Genomic DNA, 16,341 nt, shown 5'->3' on the forward strand with positions numbered 1-16,341 from the left:
GGCGCGTGGGCGGACTTACATCGTCTCCGCGAACAGCTCGCGGCCAATCAGCATGCGTCGGATTTCGCTCGTACCGGCGCCGATTTCATAGAGCTTCGCATCGCGCCACAGACGCCCCACCGGATACTCGTTGATATAACCGTTGCCGCCCAGAATCTGGATCGCTTCGCCGGCCATCCACGTCGCCTTTTCAGCGGTGTAGAGAATGACACCCGCGCAATCCTTGCGCACCTGGCGCACATGTTCCGAGCCGATCGTGTCGAGCTGACGGCCAACCGCGTACAGATACGCGCGGCACGCCTGCAGCGTGGTGTACAGATCCGCGACCTTGCCCTGGATCAGCTGGAATTCTCCGATCGACTGACCGAACTGCTTGCGATCGTGGATATACGGCACGACCGAATCCATCACCGCGACCATGATGCCCGTCGGGCCGCCCGCCAGCACCGCACGTTCGTAGTCGAGCCCGCTCATCAGCACTTTCACGCCGCCGTTCAGCTGGCCCAGGATGTTTTCTTCCGGCACTTCGACGTTTTCGAATACGAGTTCGCCGGTGTGCGAACCGCGCATGCCGAGCTTGTCGAGCTTCTGCGCAACCGAAAAGCCCTTCATGCCCTTCTCGACGATAAACGCGGTAATGCCGCGCGAGCCCGCTTCGACATCGGTCTTCGCGTAGACCACGAGCGTGTCGCAGTCGGGGCCGTTGGTGATCCACATCTTCGTGCCGTTCAGCACATAGCGGTCGCCTTTCTTTTCGGCGCGCAGTTTCATGCTGACCACGTCCGAACCCGCATTCGGCTCGCTCATCGCAAGCGCGCCGACGTGTTCGCCCGATAGCAGCTTCGGCAGGTATGTGCGCTTTTGCGCTTCGGTGCCGTTGCGGTGAATCTGGTTCACGCAGAGATTGGAGTGCGCGCCATACGAAAGACCCACCGAAGCCGATGCACGCGAGATTTCCTCCATCGCGACCATATGAGCCGTATAGCCCATGTTCGCGCCGCCGTATTCCTCGGAGACCGTCATGCCCAGCACGCCGAGGTCGCCGAATTTGCGCCACAGGTCCATCGGGAATTGATCGGTGCGGTCGATTTCCGCGGCACGTGGCGCGATTTCCTTAGCGGCGAATCCTGCAATGCTGTCGCGCAGCATTTCAATTTCTTCACCAAGCGGAAACTGCAAACCGGGCAGATGCGTCATGGATGTCTCCTGGAATTCCGTGGCGGCCGCCCTGGCTGGGCGTGCCGGCTTTCTGAGCGGGGCTCAGCGATCCTCTCTGGCCGCTCCCATGATGATCCATGCGTCGCGGCCGCTCAAGGCGAATTTCACGCCACATTTACGTATACGTCAATATGTTTTTTGAGCCACACTCAATTATTCATAATCCGCCTTGCAGACTGATTCTGTCGTGCTAACATGGATTTCATCGTGCGCATCGAGCGCTTAAAACTGAACTGGACTCAAATCATGGCCGTGCCGAAGGCCAAATTGCCTCCATCGCGCCGCCTGCCGGCCGGGCGCAAATCGCAACAGCGTGTAAAGGAAATCCTTCAGACGGGGCGCGACGTTTTCTCCGAAAAGGGCTACGAGCGCGCTACCACGTCCGAAATCGCACAGCGGCTCGGCATTTCCGAGGCCACCGTATTCAGTTATTTCCGCGGCAAACGCGAACTGTGCGCGCGCGTGATCGGAGACTGGTATGACGAGATCATCGACGCCATCGAATCGGGCCTGCCCCGCGACGGCACGGTGCGTCAGCAGTTCGCGTTCATCGTGCGGATGCACCTTCGCCTGATGCTGGTGAACGGCACCGGCCTGTGTTCGCTCGTGCTGTCGGAAGGCCGCGCGCGTCAACATGAACTCAGCGAGGCGCTGGTTGAACTGCAACGCCGTTACACGGCACCGCTCATGCGGGTGCTGGCGCAGGGACAGGAAACCGGCCAGATCCGGCAGGATGTGCCGCTGCGGCTGTTGCGCTCGATGGTGTTCGGGCCAATGGAACATGTGCTCTGGGACGCGACGCTGGTCAATCGCCGGATCGATATCGACGCGACCGCCGACCGTCTGATCGACGTGCTGTGGTCGGCGCTGCAGCCGCCCGACGCGTCGCTCGGCGCGCTACTGCAGTTTCGGCATGTGGTAGGCGAGGCAACGCGTCAACTCGAGGTGGTCGAAGCAGCGCACAAGGCGGGACACGCGGATAAAACCGCGACCATGACGCGGCGTACGCGCAAGGAAGCCGGCACGGGCGCGGCCTGAAGGCGAGCACAAGCCGCGCACACGTTTCGCACAAAATGCGTATCCTGACTGAAGTCCCGACGCCGCCTCGCGGCGTGTCCTGACGGAAGGAGTCCACTTTGACAGGTCATCCCAACTCATCCGCGAAGCCACAGCCCTCGACCGAAATCGATCCTGATCTCATCGAGGTGGCACGCGAAGTCTTCGACCTCGCCCGACGCGGCGACGCCGCCACGCTCGCTGTCGTGATCGAGAAAGGTGTGCCGCCCAATCTTCGCAACGAGAAAGGCGACAGCCTGCTGATGCTCGCGGCGTATCACGGGCACGTCGATGCCGTGCGAACGCTTGCGGAACATGGTGCGGATCCCAACCTGCGCAACGACAATGGCCAGACGCCGATTGCCGGCGCTGCATTTAAAGGATTCAGGAACGTCGTTGAAACATTGCTCGCACAGGGTGCGGATGTCGAAGGCGCGTCACCCGATGGCCGCACCGCGCTCATGATCGCCGCGATGTTCAATCGCACGGAGATCGTCGACCTCCTGATCGCGAACGGCGCCAATCCTGAAGCACGCGACTCGGGTGGGTTTACGCCGCTGGATGCAGCAAACAGAATGGGCGCGCCGGATACGCCCGCGATTCTCGTGAAAGCGAAATCGTGAGGATTCGAACAACGTCTGGGTGCGTTGTGCGTGCGTCTTCAACACACGTGGGGCACAATCGTTAGGTGCCTGCAAAATGCAGGCTAACGTTTTTGCTGGTGTACCGATGACCACTCAACTCACTTCCGCTATCGCATCGAAATTCGCTACGCTGGCGCTCGATCATCTGACGCGCGAATATCCGAACAAGCTGACCCATTCGCTGGCCGGCCCGCAAGACGTGCAAGGGCCGCGCGCGCTGCATCCGGTTTTCTATGGCAGCTACGACTGGCATTCGTGCGTGCACGGTTACTGGCTCGTGCTGAGATTGATCGACCGCTTTCCGGACCTGCCCGAAGCGAAGCGCATCATCGCAGTCGTCGATGAGCATTTCACCGCGGCGAACGTCGCAGGTGAGATGGCCTATCTCGATCTGCCGCACAATCGCGGTTTCGAACGTCCATATGGCTGGGGCTGGCTGCTTGCACTCGCGGCACAGGTGCAGTCAATGAGCTTGCCGCGGGCTTCAACCTGGGCCACGACAATCGCGCCGCTAACCCAGACGTTTGTCGAACGCTTCGAGGAATTTCTGCCGAAGTCGACGTATCCGTTGCGCGTCGGCACGCATTTCAACACGGCGTTTGCGCTTTCGCTCGCGCTCGATTTCGCGCGTCAGACGGGGCATCGGTCACTCGCCGGCCTGATCTCCGACACGTCGAAGCGGTGGTATCTGGAAGACGCTGCGTGCCAGGCGTGGGAGCCGTCAGGTGACGAATTTCTGTCGCCATCGCTGATGGAAGCCGCATTGATGCAACGCGTGTTGCCACCGGAGGAATTTATCGCGTGGTTCACGCGCTTCCTGCCGGATATTGCCGCGTGCAAACCCGCGACGCTTTTCATACCGGCCACGGTGACAGACCGTACGGACGGAAAGATCGCGCACCTCGACGGGTTGAATCTCAGCCGTGCGTGGTGTCAACGCTCGATCGCGCGGGCACTGCCTTCGGGCGATGCGCGCGCCACTGTACTCTTCGAAGCGGCCGATACGCATCTGGCGGCTGCGCTGGATCACGTCGCAGGCGACTACATGGGCGAACACTGGCTCGCGACGTTTGCGTTGCTGGCGCTGGAGGCTTGAGGAAGGCCACATGCCAGGGTATCACGTGGACGATCCCTCCCGGGATCGTCAGGTTCAGTGCGAAATTGCTTCAAGCGCACGACCCTTCGTGCGCGGGCCCATCAATCCAATCGCCGCCATGACGATCAGCATCGCGCCGGCGATCAGCACGAACACACCTGTCGAACCAAACTGCCGCAACGCAGCAGCAATCAGGAACGCGGTAAAGATCGCGGAGAAACGGCTCCACGAATAGACAAAGCCGACCGCGCGCGCACGGATGCTCGTCGGGAACAGCTCGGCCTGATACGCGTGAAAGCTGTACGACATGATGTTGCTTGCCAGCGTCAGGCACACGCCAAGCCCGACCAGCAACAACGCGTCCGACACCTGGCTGAACCACAAACCGCACACCACGATCGCACCCGCCGTCGCCACGATCACGCTCTTGCGCTCGAAACGATCCGCGATCGCAAGCCCGATCACAGGTCCCAGCGGTGCAGCCAGCGCGATGATGCTCGAATACAGCAGGCTCGTTGTGATCGTGATGCCCTGCTTGATCAGCAACGTCGGCACCCAGTTGGCGAAGCCATAGAACCCCACCGTCTGGAAGACGTTGAAGATCACCATCATCAACGTGCGCGAACGGTACGGGGGCATCCACATATCGCGGAACCGGCCGCGTTCCGGCATCGCGACGACCTGCTCCGGCGGCGGCAACGGCCGGCCGTATTCGGCCTCTACTCTGGCTTCGAGCGCCGTCATCACACGGTCCGCCTCGTCGAGACGGCCCTGCTGCGCGAGCCATCGCGGGCTCTCGGGTAACGCGCGGCGAATCCACCACACAAAGAGCGCGCCGTGCGCGCCGATCAGCACCACCCAGCGCCAGCCATCGAGCCCGAAGAAAGCATGCGGCACCAGCAGATACGCGAGAAACGCCACCACTGGTACGGCCGTGAAGCCGACTGCCTGCTCGCAGGCGAATGCCCGGCCGCGAATCTGCCTCGGCACCAGTTCCGCGATGTACGTGCCGATCGTCACGAGTTCGACGCCAATACCCACACCCGCTATGAAACGCCAGACGTTCAGCCCGAGTGCGGTCTCCTGGAACGCCATGATGACGTTGGCGACCGTGTACCACAGCAGCGAATACGTGAAGATTGCGCGGCGCCCAAAACGGTCGGCAAGAAAACCGCAGGCGATCGTGCCGACAAAGAGGCCCGCAAATAGCGCGGCGATAAAACTTGCGATGCCGGTTGTGCCAAAGAGGCCATGCGTCGTGGCGGTCAGCAGACCGCTCCTGACGAGCCCGGGCGCCACGTAGCCGGTATAAAGCAGATCGTACAGCTCAAAGAAAAAACCAAGGCTTAGCAGAACGACGAGCTTCCAGATCGAACGTGTCGCGGGCAGCCGGTCCAGACGCGCGGAAATGGTGCCCGCGTCGATGGCGAGGACGGCGGGTTCACGGGAGGCCGCCGCGTACGCCGCGGCCCGATCCTGTTCAGGGGTTACCATTCTTGTCTCCAGAGTGAGGCCGGTCTTGCGCCGGCTTTTTACTCTGCACGCGTGCGATGAGCACGCGCACCGCCGGGCGCAGGGTCCGGCAGCATTCTAGCGGTGAGCGCCCCTGAACGGCTCGAACGTCGTGATTTTCCCCACACCCGTGGCCACCGCGACGGCAGATCAGGCTTCCACGATCACTTCGAAGCCGCCGAAGATCGCCCGTTTGCCGTCGAAGGGCATCGGATTCGTCTCGGGCCGCAAGCGCGGGTCCGCCATGACGGCCTGCATGCCCTTGTCGCGCACCTGACGGGACGGCCAGAGAATCCACGAAAAGACAACGGTCTCGTCATCCTTGCGTTTAACGGCCATCGGAAACGAAGTCAGCGTTCCTTCCGGTACGTCGTCGCCCCAGCATTCGACCACCTGCAAGGCCCCCTGCTCCCTGAAGACCGCCGCAGCAACCTCGGCGTGTTGCGTGAACGCTTCGCGACTGGCTGTAGGTACCGCTGCAACAAAACCGTCGATGTAGGTCATGAACGTGCTCCTTCTTCGATTGAACAGGAATGAGGGCGGGAAGCCGCTTCGCCGCGGCGCAGCCTGTTGTCAGCCTTCCCGCCTTCAGACACGACGAACGGCACAGCAGGAAATCGACAACGCTGAAACCGCGCAGACAGTAAAATTGCCCCGAGAGATGAGCATCCAAAGGCGATCGTTTGACTGAGCAACATCAAGGCTTTCTTCTGACCCGACACTGGCGCGATACGGCCACCGGCACGGAGGTCGAGTTCTGGCTCGCAACCGGTCAGGGGCCGCGTCATATCCGGCTGCGGCCGCAGACGTCGGTCGCGTTCATTCCCGCTGAGCAGCGCGAGCGCGCCGAGACCGTATTGCGTCGTGAATCCCAGGTCGAGTTGCGTCCGCTGGGGCTCGTCGATTTTCATCATCGTCCCGTATTGGGGATGTATTGCCGGCACTATCGCCAGCTTGGCGCGCTGGAAAAGCGGTTAAGGCACGGCGGCGTCGATGTCTATGAAGCGGACATCTTTCCGCCCGAGCGCTACATGATGGAGCGATTCATCACGGCGCCCGTCACGTTCAGCGGCGAGGCGACCGAAAACGGCATGCTCGTGAACGCCGAGATGAAGCCTTGCACGGCGTATCGCCCGCAACTCAGACTCGTGTCGCTCGATATCGAAACCAGCGCTCATGGCGACCTCTATTCGATCGCACTGGAAGGGTGCGGTCAACGCCAGGTGTATATGCTGGGCCCCGCGAATGGCGACGAAAGCATCATCGACTTTCAGTTCGAATACTGCGAAAGCCGGCCGCAGATGCTGGAAAAGCTCAATGAATGGTTCGCCGCTCACGATCCCGATGCGATTATCGGCTGGAACCTCGTCCAGTTCGATCTGCGCGTGTTGCAGGAACACGCTGAACGTTATCGCGTTCCGCTCAGACTCGGGCGTGGCGCAAGCGTCATGGAATGGCGCGAGCACGGTCATCAAAAGAACCATTTCTTTGCGGGTGCCGCCGGGCGTCTGATCATCGACGGCATCGAGGCACTCAAGTCGGCAACATGGAGCTTTCCGTCGTTCAGCCTTGAATACGTCGCGCAGTCCGTGCTGGGCGAAGGCAAATCCATCGACAATCCGTATCAGCGCATGGAGGAAATCCAGCGGCGCTTTGACGAAGACAAACCGGCGCTTGCGAAATACAACCTCAAGGATTGCGAGCTGGTCACGCGCATCTTCGCCAGAACGGAACTGCTGACGTTCCTGCTCGAACGCGCCACTGTCACCGGGCTTGCCGCGGATCGCAGCGGTGGATCCGTCGCGGCGTTCACGCATCTCTACATGCCGCGGATGCATCGCATGGGTTTCGTCGCGCCCAATCCAGGCGATATAAACGGGCAAGCCAGCCCTGGCGGGCTCGTCATGGATTCGCGCCCGGGCCTCTACGATTCCGTGCTCGTGCTGGATTACAAGAGCCTTTATCCATCGATCATCCGCACGTTTCTGATCGATCCGGTCGGGCTGGTGGAAGGCATGCAGCATCCCGATGACGCGGATTCCGTGCCGGGCTTCCTTGGCGCCCGCTTTTCGCGCGGCAGACACTGTCTGCCGTCTGTCGTCAGTCAGGTCTGGGAAGGACGCGAAGCCGCCAGGCGCGAGCAGAACAAGCCGCTCTCGCAGGCGCTGAAAATCATCATGAACGCGTTCTATGGCGTGCTGGGGTCGACGGGTTGCCGCTTCTTCGACCCGCGCCTTGCGTCGTCGATTACGATGCGCGGGCACGAAATCATGCGCAAAACGCGTGAGCTGATCGAGGCAGAGGGTTACGAAGTCATCTACGGCGATACCGATTCGATGTTCGTGTGGCTCAGGCACGCCCACTCCGAGGACGAAGCCGCGCAGATCGGTCGCACACTGGTCACGCACATTACGCAGTGGTGGCAACAACACGTCGCGGCGCGCTTTGGACTCGAAAGCGCGCTTGAACTCCAGTTCGAACGGCACTATCGCCGCTTTTTCATGCCTACGGTTCGCGGCGCGGAGGAAGGCAGCAAGAAACGCTATGCGGGTTTGACGGTGCTGCCGGACGGCTCCGAAGACGTCATCTATAAAGGGCTCGAAACGGTGCGCACCGACTGGACGCCGCTTGCGCAGCGGTTTCAGCAGCAGCTCTATCTGCGCATCTTCAGGCGGCAGCCCTACCAGGATTACATCCGCGACTACGTTCATCGAACGCTACGCGGCGAGTTCGACGATCAACTGGTGTATCGCAAGCGGCTGCGCCGTCCGCTCGAAGACTATCAACGCAACGTTCCGCCGCACGTGCGCGCCGCGCGCATCGCCGACGAGCTCAATCGCGAGAGAGGCCGACCGCTGCAATATCAGAGTGGCGGCTGGATCAGCTACGTGATGACAGGCGCAGGCCCCGAGCCGCTGGAAACGTTACGCTCGGACATCGACTACGACCACTATCTGACGCGCCAGTTGCAGCCTGTGGCCGACGCGATTCTTCCTCTGCTCGGCGACGACTTCGAAACGCTGATGTCGGGCCAGAAAGCTCTCTTCTGACGATCGATGGCGGCCTGTGCCATTTCGCGGGTGTTCGCGGATGTATTCGACTACAGCGAGCGAACACGGCGTTGACCTCGCCCGCGTGAAAGCCTGACCTCGGGTCAACCCCTATTGCGCGGGTACATCTGCATATTTATCTTTCTACATCATACGTATGATCTAGAGAGCGAATTATGGCCACATTGCACAGACAGGTTCTGAACCAGATGGGCGAGCAGATCTGTTCAGGCAAATTCATGCCGGGCGATATTCTGCCGGCAGAGCCTGTTCTCGCGGAGCAGATGCAGGTCAGTCGCATCGTCATTCGCGAAACGATGAAATCGCTGTCCGCCAAGGGCATGCTCGAAGTGCGCCGCCGGTATGGCACGGTCGTGCTGCCGCGTGCGCAATGGCAATTGTTCGATCCGGACGTGATCACGTGGCGCGCGCGGGCGGAAGCGGTCGACGACGGCCTGATCCAGGACTTGATGGAACTGCGGATGATCATCGAGCCGAACGCGGCAAGGCTCGCCGCGAAGCGCGCGACTGAGGAGGATCGGCACGCGGTGCGGCGTGCCTTCAGGGCGATGGAGCGAGCGGTCGCCGGTCACGGTGAATACGTTCCCGCCGACCTCGCGTTTCACGGGGCCATCCTGACGGCCTGTCACAACCAGTTCGTCCAGCAGATGCAGAACGCGCTGTCGGCGATCCTGCGCACGAGTTTCGAGCTCAGCTCTGAAATCGCCGGTGGCCCGGCCCGTTCGCTGCCGATGCACGAAGCGCTGTGCGTCGCGATCGAGAAAGGCGACCCGGAGACGGCGGAGGCTGCTGTCCTCACGCTCATCCGGCGCGCGGAGAACGATTTCGAGGATCGTGCCGCGCTGAATCGCACCGTGAACGACCAGCCCGTTTAGGAGCGCGTCCAGCGACCTGTCCGACGGCTTCGCCACGGACCCCACACCAACGCGTTATCGCGACTGGATCAACCGTCGCGAGGGGTGCACTCGCGCCTCGTTTCTGAACATGGAGAGGACAAGCGCATGACACAGCTATTCGATCTGAGCGGCCGCACGGCGCTCGTAACCGGTTCGGCTCGCGGCATCGGCTTCGCGCTTGCTGAAGGGCTGGCCACCGCGGGCGCCAGCGTGATCCTGAACGGCACGCGTGCGGATACGGTCGCCGAAGCGGCCAGCCGGCTCGCAGCCAAAGGATTCGACGTACGAGGCCGCGCCTTCGACGTCACCGACGAGCACGCCGTCGCCGACGCGTTCGCGCAATGGGAGAAGGACGGCGTGCAGGTCGACATCGTCGTCAACAACGCCGGCATCCAGTTTCGCAAGCCCCTCGTCGAACTCGAACTGAGCGACTGGCAGCGTGTGATCGACACCAATCTGACGAGCGCGTTCATCGTCGCGAAGCAGGCTGCGCGCCGCATGATCGCGCGCGGCACGGGCGGCAAGATCATCAACATCGGCTCGCTCACGAGCGAAGCCGGTCGCGCGACTGTCGGCGCGTACACGGCAGCGAAGGGCGGCATCAAGATGCTGACCCGCGCGATGAGCGCCGAGTGGGCGGCGTCGAACATTCAGGCTAACGCGATCGGGCCGGGTTACATCCTGACCGACATGAACAAGCCGCTGATCGAGAACGCCGCCTTCGACGCGTGGGTCAAGAGCAGCAATCCATCGCAACGCTGGGGCAAGCCGGAGGAACTCGTCGGCACGGCGGTGTATCTGGCGTCGCCAGCATCGAGTTATGTGAACGGCCAGATCATCTACGTCGATGGCGGCTGGCTGGCCGTGCTTTGAATGCAGGTTCGCGCGGGGACATCAAAACAAAAAACGGCTCGCGCGAGGCAAACCGTCTGTGTGACGTATCGATCTGGAGACGTCATGGAAAGCGTCAAACCCGTAGCAACCCAAAGATGGTGGTATCTGATGCCCATCATCTTCATCACTTACAGCCTGGCCTATCTCGACCGCGCGAACTACGGCTTCGCCGCGGCGGCCGGGATCAACCGGGACCTCGGTATCTCGCAGGGCACATCGTCGCTGATCGGCTCGCTGTTCTTTCTCGGCTACTGCCTGTTCCAGGTACCCGGCGCGATCTACGCGCAACGCAACAGTGTGAAGAAGCTGATCTTCTTCAGCCTGGTCCTGTGGGGACTGTGCGCCGCGGCGACCGGGATGGTCAGCAACATTCCGATGCTGATGGTGTTGCGCTTCGTGCTCGGCGTGGTGGAGGCGGCTGTCATGCCTTCAATGCTGATGTACATCAGCCGATGGTTCACGCGCAGCGAACGCTCGCGTGCCAACACGTTCCTCATTCTCGGCAATCCGGTCACGGTGCTGTGGATGTCGGTGGTGTCGGGCTATCTGGTCCACAGCTTCGGCTGGCGCGAGATGTTTATCCTCGAAGGCCTGCCGGCGCTCATCTGGGCGGTGGTCTGGTGGTTTACGGTGCAGGATCGCCCGGCCAACGTCACCTGGATGAGCGACGCTGAAAAGACCGAATTTGCCGCCCGTCTGAAGGCCGAGCAGGCGGACATCGCGCCGGTGCGCGACTACAAGGCGGCCTTCCGTTCGCCGATCGTGCTGAAGTGCTGCGCGATTCATGCGCTGTGGAGTATCGGTGTGTACGGCTTCATCATGTGGTTGCCGTCGATTCTCAAGGCCGCGTCCACCATCGACATCGTATCGATCGGCTGGCTTGCCGCGGTTCCGTATCTCGCGGCAATCATCCTGATGCTGCTCGCGTCCTGGCTGTCGGACAGGACGCGCAACCGCAAGCTGTTCGTCTGGCCGCTGCTGCTCATAGGGACCATCGCGTTCGTGGCTTCGTACCTGATCGGCGGATCGCACTTCTGGATTTCGTTCGCGCTGCTGGTCGTTGCAGGCGCAACGATGTATGCACCGTATGGTCCGTTTTTCGCGCTGATACCGGAACTGATTCCAGGCAACGTGCTGGGCGGCGCGATCGGTCTGGTCAATGCGTGCGGCGCACTGGGCGCGTTCGCGGGCTCGTACGTCGTCGGGTACCTGAACGGCGCGACCGGCAGCCCCGCGGCCTCGTATATCTTCATGGCGGCCGGTCTGCTTCTATCAGTCATCCTGATGATCACCGTGCCGGCGCATTCCGGTCAGCGCACGAAGGATGAAGATTCGCTCTCGCTGCGCCGCACGTAAGGAACCACGCGATGCGGCTTCGTTTTATCGATTCGATTCTGGCAGGCTGAAAATGGCAACCCTGATTACGGACGTAAAGGTCATCCTGACCGCGCCGGAAGGCATCAACCTCACTGTCGTCAAACTCGAGACCAACCAGGACGGACTGTACGGGCTCGGCTGCGCGACATTTGCCTACCGGCATGTCGCGGTCAAGTGTCTGATCGAGGAATATCTGCGGCCGCTCCTGATCGGCAGGGACGCCGAAGCGATCGAGGAACTCTGGCAATTGATGCACCAGAACGCGTACTGGCGCAATGGTCCAATCGAGAACAATGCGATCTCCGGCATCGACATGGCACTGTGGGACATCAAGGGCAAGATGGCCGACATGCCGCTGTACCAGTTATTCGGCGGCAAGTGCCGTGAAGGTGTGCCGATCTATCGCCACGCCGACGGCAAGGATCTGAACGAGTTATGCGACAACATCCAGCAATACCAGGAACAGGGCATTACTCATATCCGTTGCCAGAGCGGCGGATATGGGGGCGCCCGCTACGGCAAGGCACCCTCATCCGCGCCGGAAGGAGCAATGGACGGCGTCTACCTGGACAGCAAAAAGTATATGCGCGAGACGCTCAAGCTGTTCGATGGCATTCGTAGCAGGATCGGATTCGATGTTGCCTTGTGTCATGACGTGCATGAGCGTCTAAGGCCGATCGAGGCCATCCGGTTTGCATGTGAACTGGAGCCCTATGACCTGTTCTTCCTGGAAGATGCCATCCCGCTGGAAGAAGCTGAGTGGATACGTCAACTGCGGGCAAAGACGAGCACTCCGCTGGCCCAGGGTGAGCTGTTCAACAACCCTGCTGAATGGAAATTCCTGATTACCGGGCGGCTGATCGATTACATCCGGGTTCATCTCAGCCAGATTGGCGGCATTACCGCCGGCAGGAAGCTGCAGATCTTTGCCGAACAGTTCGGCGTCAGGACGGCATGGCACGGTCCAGGCGATATGTCGCCATTGGCTCACGCGGCCAATATTCATATCGATCTGCCTGCGCGCAATTTTGGTGTCCAGGAGTGGTCCGGCACCGAGCCGCCGAATTTCGTCATCCAGAACCTGAAGGGACCGAAAGAGGCTCTGCTCGATGTATTCCCCGGCCTGCCCGAATTCAGGAACGGCTACGTCTATGCCAATGACAAACCGGGCCTGGGCGTGGACATCAACGAGGTCGAGGCGGCGAAATATCCTTGCGAAAATACGACGACGACGTGGACGCAGACACGACTGAAGGATGGGACGCTCCAGACTCCGTAAAGCGGCTGATCCAGCCTCGACTGTGCGCCTTCAGTTCAGGGCGAATCACGCTGCGATTTCCACTCCCGACCATTGCACCCGCAACGCTTCAACAATAGCTTCCGGGATATCGACAGTCAGTCATGCCGGTGCGTGCTCGACCATGCTGGTGTCACTGACCCGGTGGAAGGACCGCGCCGAGTTGCATCATCAGTCCGAGCATGTCCATGATGATGCGGGTTTCCTTGATCCTGCCCTCCTCCACGCGGTCGATGACCATGCCCCAAACCTTTACCGGCCGCCCCGTTGCGGGCACGCCCAGGAACGCTCCCCGATGAGTGCCCGTCCACTCGAAGCGGGTCAGCACGCGGTCACGCTCAGTCAGTTGCTCCTCAATGGTCCAGTGCATATCCGGGAATGCGGTCCGCATCTCACGTAGAACCTCCTTGAGACCTTGCAGACCGGAACCCTGGCCGGGAAACGGCACGTGCTCGACCATGTCATCCCGGAAGAACCGGTCGACGGCATCGATCCGCCCCTGGTTGAGGACTTCCTCGACAAACCCGCGAACAACACCGCTGATATCGTGCATGGTGCTCATGGCCTCCCGGTGATTTCGACGAATGCGTATTTTCGGCTCGTAGCTGTCGCTCGGGTCGCCATGTCGGCAATGGCCGCCTTCCAGTTCCGAACGGACATCCGTCCGCATCACGTCTGCAGTACGGGCGCTCGCGGCCGACGGGTCGCGAGCGGCCATCATGCACTCGCTCAGCAGCACCAACTGAATCCCGGTCAGATCATCAGCACGCGTTTAGCGATGCACGTGGCCGCTGTGACTTTGTCCTGACGCGCCGCTATTTGAACCTGACGAGATCCTTGAAGATCAGTTTACCCCAGGTATTGCCCCTGGCCTGGACGAGCGAGCCGCCATCCTTGAGCGGTCCTAGCGCAATCGGCGCGAAACCGAGTTGTTCGGCCAGAACCGCGACCGGTGCCACCGCATTTTCGTCATCACTCGACAAAAACACGACGCGGCTGCCGCCATTCACGCCCGGATCAGCGGCCAGAACGGCAGCGGACAGATGGTTAAAGCCCTTTACGAACCTGGCGCCGGTAAACGCCCTGGCGACAACCGCGGACGATGGCTGACCATCCAGGTCTTCAACTGGAGCATTTGTATTTGTCGCGTCGATGATCGTCTTGCCGTGCCAGGTTGTGATCTGCTTCGCGACTTCGCGATGTTCCCAAAACGGAACCGCCAGGAAGATCGTGTCGGACGCGATTGCATCCTGCAGCGTCCTGGGGACAACGGTGGGGCCGATCGCTTGTGCCTGCTGCATCAACATCTCGGGAGGACGCCGGCTGGCGACGGTCACATCGATGTTCTTTCTTGCAAACGCTCGGGCGAGTGCCTGACCTACCGCGCCAAAGCCAATAATCGAATAGCTCACGCGAACTCTCCATTCAGTATTTTAAGGAATCCATATTTATCGACACAACCCGGATCATATTCGTCGAGTTGACAGGTCCTTCTACGCGCCTTTCGGCGCGATTTCAGATGGCCGAGAAGCCGCCGTCGACAGACAACTCCACCCCATTCACGAAGCTCGAATCGTCTGACGCAAGAAACAGCGCGACCGTCGCGATTTCCTCAGGACGACCCATCTTTCCCCGCGGAATCAGGGATTCGAACATCCGCTTCGCCTCCTCGGTGAGAATCTGGTCCTGCATCGGTGTGGCGATCGGCCCCGGGCTCAGCACGTTCACCCGGATATTCCTGCCCTTCAGTTCGTTAAGCCAGGTGCGTGCGAATGAGCGCAACGCCGCCTTGCTCGCCGCATACACGCCATAACCAGGAAAACCTTTCACCGAAGCAACTGACCCGGTCATGAAGATCGATCCGCCATCGTTGAACAGCGGCAACGCCTTCTGAACCGCAAACAGCGTGCCGCGCGTATTCAGGCCGAAGGTCGCATCGAAGTGCTGCTCGGTAATCTCGCCCAGAGGGACGGCTTCGCCCGTGCCTGCGCTCGCGAACAGGATGTCGATCTTGCCCTTTTCCCGCCTGACTGTATCGAACAGGCGGTCGAGATCGTCCAGACTGGCCGCGTCGCCGCGCACGCCGGTCACGTTCCGGCCAATCAGCTTGACGGCCTCGTCGAGCGCCTCCTGCCTCCGGCCCGTGATGAACACATAGGCGCCTTCTTCAACGAACCGCCTGGCGCTCGCCAGCGCCATGCCGCTCGATCCGCCCGTGATGACTGCAACCTTACCCTCAAGCTTTCCCATGACTTCTCCTTTCGTGATGTCGGACAGCGTCTCTGTTCCCATTTGCACAAATGTGCTGTATCTTGTGGATCACTGATCCAGATACAGGTTCATTATATTCGGATCACTGATCCGGTTGTCAAGGCAATTTATGCGAGCCGACGCCAGAAAAAATTACAGTCATCTACTTGAGGTCGCGCGCAACGTCATCACCGAGCATGGTGCCGACGCGTCCATGCGCGATATCGCCCGCCAGGCCAACGTCGGGTTGGCCACACTGTTTCGCCATTTCCCGACGCGAGAAGCCTTGTTCGAAGCGTTGCTGCGTACGAATCTGGACGCACTCACGCAGAAGGCAAGCGAATTCGAATCGTCGAATCCACCTGACGAAGCGCTCGTGTCCTGGTTTCGCGAAGGGGTGGCATTCGTTCATAGCTATAGCGGCGTTGTCGCCTTGATGGCGAACGCCCATGCGGACCCGGAGTCCGCGCTTCACGCTTCATGCTCAGCGGTGCATTCAGCGGGCGCGCGGCTACTGCTCCGAGCTCAGGCCGAGGGAACGGCGCGCGCCGATATGGATGGGGTCGACCTGTTTGCCCTGATGTCGGCGCTCGGTTGGCTCGTTGACCAACCCTCATTCGCGCCACGCGCCGATCATCTCTTTCACGTTATTACGAGCGCCATCCTGACAAACCGGCCTGGCAACGATGTCAGGAAGGCAACGTAACAGGGCGCAACGAGTTGTTGTCTGCATTGCGCCGGATGGCGTCCGCTATGACCGGCGCCGGCGAGACCATGCACAAAAGTCCTGGCAAGGATGACGAATGCAGCTGATCGTATCGGGAGTTTTGAGCGGCTGTTGACGACGGCGACAAGACGCTGGAGCAGTTGAGCGGTCGTACTACCCAGCGACCGCACATGGTCGAACCTTGTCCGATGCTCCGTACGCCTGAACTTCGTTTGACAGGAGCATCGATCAAGAACGGGTGATACGGCTCCCAGGATCGCTCCCGGCGCGCCGGCCGGAGGATTTGCGTCCACAACAGCGTCT

15 protein-coding genes are annotated in these 16,341 nt (G+C 60.9%); 9 read left to right on the top strand and 6 right to left on the bottom strand.

All coding sequences use genetic code 11. The annotated features are described in order from the left end of the window. Positions 1-15: 15 nt before the first annotated feature. On the bottom strand, positions 16-1,197 hold the full coding sequence (locus LPA34_RS20650) for an isovaleryl-CoA dehydrogenase (protein WP_090534375.1): 1,182 nt from the start codon (positions 1,195-1,197) through the stop codon (positions 16-18). 264 nt (positions 1,198-1,461) lie between these two features. Between LPA34_RS20650 and LPA34_RS20655 the strand changes: the two genes are divergently transcribed. The 3 genes from LPA34_RS20655 (at position 1,462) to LPA34_RS20665 (ending at position 4,014) form a co-directional block, all read left to right on the top strand. Next, on the top strand, positions 1,462-2,256 hold the full coding sequence (locus tag LPA34_RS20655; protein ID WP_407672479.1) for a TetR/AcrR family transcriptional regulator: 795 nt from the start codon (positions 1,462-1,464) through the stop codon (positions 2,254-2,256). A gap of 98 nt (positions 2,257-2,354) precedes the next feature. Continuing rightward, positions 2,355-2,897 carry an ankyrin repeat domain-containing protein gene (locus LPA34_RS20660; RefSeq protein WP_228981651.1) on the top strand — a complete coding sequence of 181 codons (543 nt, stop codon included), beginning with the start codon at positions 2,355-2,357 and terminating at the stop codon, positions 2,895-2,897. 106 nt (positions 2,898-3,003) lie between these two features. Then, positions 3,004-4,014, top strand: coding sequence for a DUF2891 domain-containing protein (locus LPA34_RS20665; RefSeq protein WP_228981653.1), 1,011 nt, complete (start codon positions 3,004-3,006; stop codon positions 4,012-4,014). A gap of 54 nt (positions 4,015-4,068) precedes the next feature. Here LPA34_RS20665 and LPA34_RS20670 read toward each other — a convergent pair whose 3' ends face one another. Both LPA34_RS20670 and LPA34_RS20675 read right to left on the bottom strand, forming a co-directional pair. Further along, on the bottom strand, positions 4,069-5,508 hold the full coding sequence (locus LPA34_RS20670) for an MFS transporter (RefSeq protein ID WP_228981656.1): 1,440 nt from the start codon (positions 5,506-5,508) through the stop codon (positions 4,069-4,071). 168 nt (positions 5,509-5,676) lie between these two features. Continuing rightward, positions 5,677-6,030, bottom strand: coding sequence for a DUF1428 domain-containing protein (locus tag LPA34_RS20675; RefSeq protein ID WP_228981658.1), 354 nt, complete (start codon positions 6,028-6,030; stop codon positions 5,677-5,679). 179 nt (positions 6,031-6,209) lie between these two features. Between LPA34_RS20675 and LPA34_RS20680 the strand changes: the two genes are divergently transcribed. The 5 genes from LPA34_RS20680 (at position 6,210) to LPA34_RS20700 (ending at position 13,043) form a co-directional block, all read left to right on the top strand. Then, complete coding sequence (locus LPA34_RS20680; RefSeq protein WP_228981660.1) at positions 6,210-8,576, top strand: DNA polymerase II; 2,367 nt, start codon at positions 6,210-6,212, stop codon at positions 8,574-8,576. Positions 8,577-8,752: 176 nt separating this feature from the next. After that, positions 8,753-9,472 carry a FadR/GntR family transcriptional regulator gene (locus LPA34_RS20685; protein ID WP_228981665.1) on the top strand — a complete coding sequence of 240 codons (720 nt, stop codon included), beginning with the start codon at positions 8,753-8,755 and terminating at the stop codon, positions 9,470-9,472. A gap of 126 nt (positions 9,473-9,598) precedes the next feature. After that, on the top strand, positions 9,599-10,366 hold the full coding sequence (locus tag LPA34_RS20690; RefSeq protein WP_228981667.1) for an SDR family oxidoreductase: 768 nt from the start codon (positions 9,599-9,601) through the stop codon (positions 10,364-10,366). A gap of 84 nt (positions 10,367-10,450) precedes the next feature. Then, complete coding sequence (locus LPA34_RS20695; protein ID WP_228981668.1) at positions 10,451-11,743, top strand: MFS transporter; 1,293 nt, start codon at positions 10,451-10,453, stop codon at positions 11,741-11,743. Between the two features lie 52 nt (positions 11,744-11,795). Further along, positions 11,796-13,043, top strand: coding sequence for an enolase C-terminal domain-like protein (locus tag LPA34_RS20700; RefSeq protein ID WP_228981671.1), 1,248 nt, complete (start codon positions 11,796-11,798; stop codon positions 13,041-13,043). A gap of 151 nt (positions 13,044-13,194) precedes the next feature. Here the strand turns inward: LPA34_RS20700 and LPA34_RS20705 are convergent, their stop codons facing one another. From LPA34_RS20705 to LPA34_RS20715, 3 genes are all read right to left on the bottom strand, one after another. Beyond that, on the bottom strand, positions 13,195-13,782 hold the full coding sequence (locus tag LPA34_RS20705) for an ester cyclase (protein WP_228981673.1): 588 nt from the start codon (positions 13,780-13,782) through the stop codon (positions 13,195-13,197). A 94-nt stretch (positions 13,783-13,876) separates the two neighbouring features. Continuing rightward, complete coding sequence (locus tag LPA34_RS20710) at positions 13,877-14,473, bottom strand: NADPH-dependent F420 reductase (RefSeq protein ID WP_228981675.1); 597 nt, start codon at positions 14,471-14,473, stop codon at positions 13,877-13,879. A 103-nt stretch (positions 14,474-14,576) separates the two neighbouring features. Then, positions 14,577-15,311, bottom strand: coding sequence for an SDR family NAD(P)-dependent oxidoreductase (locus LPA34_RS20715; protein ID WP_228981677.1), 735 nt, complete (start codon positions 15,309-15,311; stop codon positions 14,577-14,579). 130 nt (positions 15,312-15,441) lie between these two features. On the opposite strand from LPA34_RS20715, the gene LPA34_RS20720 reads away from it, so the two are divergent. Further along, a complete protein-coding gene (locus LPA34_RS20720) occupies positions 15,442-16,017 on the top strand; it encodes a TetR/AcrR family transcriptional regulator (RefSeq protein ID WP_228981684.1) in 576 nt (191 codons plus the stop codon). Positions 16,018-16,341 lie beyond the last annotated feature (324 nt).

The organism is Paraburkholderia gardini (assembly GCF_907164575.1).
Lineage (GTDB): Bacteria > Pseudomonadota > Gammaproteobacteria > Burkholderiales > Burkholderiaceae > Paraburkholderia > Paraburkholderia gardini.

Bases quoted from the DNA above. Each gene is read 5' to 3' on its own strand.
- LPA34_RS20715 (WP_228981677.1), bottom strand. From the start codon at position 15,311: ATGGGAAAGCTTGAGGGTAAGGTTGCAGTCATCACGGGCGGATCGAGC.
- LPA34_RS20650 (WP_090534375.1), bottom strand. From the start codon at position 1,197: ATGACGCATCTGCCCGGTTTGCAGTTTCCGCTTGGTGAAGAAATTGAA.
- LPA34_RS20675 (WP_228981658.1), bottom strand. From the start codon at position 6,030: ATGACCTACATCGACGGTTTTGTTGCAGCGGTACCTACAGCCAGTCGC.
- LPA34_RS20685 (WP_228981665.1), top strand. From the start codon at position 8,753: ATGGCCACATTGCACAGACAGGTTCTGAACCAGATGGGCGAGCAGATC.
- LPA34_RS20670 (WP_228981656.1), bottom strand. From the start codon at position 5,508: ATGGTAACCCCTGAACAGGATCGGGCCGCGGCGTACGCGGCGGCCTCC.
- LPA34_RS20705 (WP_228981673.1), bottom strand. From the start codon at position 13,782: ATGATGGCCGCTCGCGACCCGTCGGCCGCGAGCGCCCGTACTGCAGAC.
- LPA34_RS20720 (WP_228981684.1), top strand. From the start codon at position 15,442: ATGCGAGCCGACGCCAGAAAAAATTACAGTCATCTACTTGAGGTCGCG.
- LPA34_RS20690 (WP_228981667.1), top strand. From the start codon at position 9,599: ATGACACAGCTATTCGATCTGAGCGGCCGCACGGCGCTCGTAACCGGT.
- LPA34_RS20665 (WP_228981653.1), top strand. From the start codon at position 3,004: ATGACCACTCAACTCACTTCCGCTATCGCATCGAAATTCGCTACGCTG.
- LPA34_RS20695 (WP_228981668.1), top strand. From the start codon at position 10,451: ATGGAAAGCGTCAAACCCGTAGCAACCCAAAGATGGTGGTATCTGATG.
- LPA34_RS20700 (WP_228981671.1), top strand. From the start codon at position 11,796: ATGGCAACCCTGATTACGGACGTAAAGGTCATCCTGACCGCGCCGGAA.